The 1655-nt window shown below is 70.3% G+C and carries 1 protein-coding gene; it reads right to left on the bottom strand.

Annotated features, from left to right (window positions below):
* The coding region (locus tag FV220_RS24860; RefSeq protein ID WP_147833570.1) for a DUF882 domain-containing protein at positions 1-1268 on the bottom strand (1268 nt) is incomplete at its 3' end.
* Positions 1269-1655 lie beyond the last annotated feature (387 nt).

Genomic DNA, 1655 nt, shown 5'->3' with positions numbered 1-1655 from the left:
GTGACGGGCGGCGGCGCGGCCATCCCGGTGGGCGCGAGGCTCGCCACCTGAATGGCGGGACGCGGCGGCGGCAGGGGCATGGTGAGTGCGGCGGAGACGGCGGCGAATTCCGATGGCCGGCGCGGCGGCAGCGGCACGTCGATCGAACTCGCTTCCGCCTCGGCGGGGATCGCCGGCTTGGAGACGTCCCGAATCTCGGAGACGTCCTGGGTCAGGAGGCTCTGGGCATCGCGTCCGTCACGGCGCAGGAGAGCGCCCTTGAGGGCATCGGAGGCGGCCGGCGCGGCATAGGCCAGGGCCTCGCGGGTGCCGGCCCCGTCGTCCGGATCGGCGCTGGCCACGAGAACGGTGGGCTTTGCCCGGGCGCGGGCCGGAGCTTCGGGCGGCGGCGCGGGGGTCTTGGAGCCGCCACCGAAGAGGCTGGCGAAGAAGCCCTTGATGCTCGGGCCGTCATCCTCCTCCACCGTCGCGACCTGGGTCACGCCGAGCACGGTGCCGCCACGGGCGAGCACTTCCGCGCGGGCGAGTTCGTAGCCGGGCAGGGGACGGTTGTCGGCGGGCAGATGCACAGTCTTGCCGTCGGGGAACAGGCGCGCCAGCTGGTCGTGGCTCATGCGCGGCCAGGAGCGGACGGAGCCGACGTCGAGATGGACGAAGGGCGAGCCGGCATGGGGATACCAGCCGACACCGCCGCGCTGCATCCGCATGCCGACCGCGCGGAGTTGGTCGATGGAGACATCCGGCAGGTAGAAATCCATCGCCTTGCCGAGCATGTGCTGGCTGAACTCGGCCACCGCACGCGACCGGCGGCGCAGCATGGCGTTGGTACCCGGTGACCGATAGGCCGAGACCACGGTGATCGGCTCCTGCGAGCCCACAGACCGGTAGGCCTCCCACACCGTGTCGAACAGGCGGGGATCCATCTTGGTGGGCTCGTCCAAGCGCCAGTCGCGCAGCATCCAGTTGAGCTGCTCCAACGCCGCCCGGTCGTAGCGCCCGTCACGTTTGAACGTGATCGTGGCGCTCTCTTTCGTATGGGTATGGTAGATCGAGAGAGTGCGGGTATCGCCGTTGGCGACCGCATCCTGCGTCCCTCGCGTGCCCGCGCCGAGCGCCAGGGCGATGCCCGACGCCGCGACGATCGAACGGCGCAGGCGGGGACGGGAGAAGGCGTCGCGGAGATAGCCCCGAAGGCGAGAGATCGGCTGGGTGGATCGGTCGGCCGGCTGGGCCTCTTCACGCAGCGGAATGCCCACGATCGTCCTCACCTCTGCCAGACCACGCGTTGGCGCGTGGATCATGGTGAACGCAAGGTTACCGAAAACCGTAAAGGAAAGGTTCTCGGATCCTCAGCCATTCGCCGGTCGACACAACGGCTAGGTTTGAACCGTGGCGAAATCGTGCCGGCCCGCCGCCCTGATTCAGCATCGACAAGAGCGGCGGCGCACATTCCTCGCCGCGTGACTTTCGCGCAACGACACCGGCGGCGCGTTACCACCAGCCGCGGGAGACCGGGGCAGGGGCCGGTACCGGTCCCCACGGATCGACAGGGGCCGCTTCGGCGGATCTGGCCGCCGGTGCCCTGACCGCCCGCACGGGATTGGCGCCGGACGGGGCGGGGTGCGATGCGGCGCGGCGAACCTCCGGCGAAGCCT

Origin of the sequence: Methylobacterium sp. WL19 (assembly GCF_008040005.1) — a bacterium.
Taxonomy (GTDB): domain Bacteria; phylum Pseudomonadota; class Alphaproteobacteria; order Rhizobiales; family Beijerinckiaceae; genus Methylobacterium; species Methylobacterium bullatum.
The sequence above is the reverse complement of the archived record's forward strand: the minus strand, read 5'-3'. Positions and strand labels throughout refer to the sequence as shown.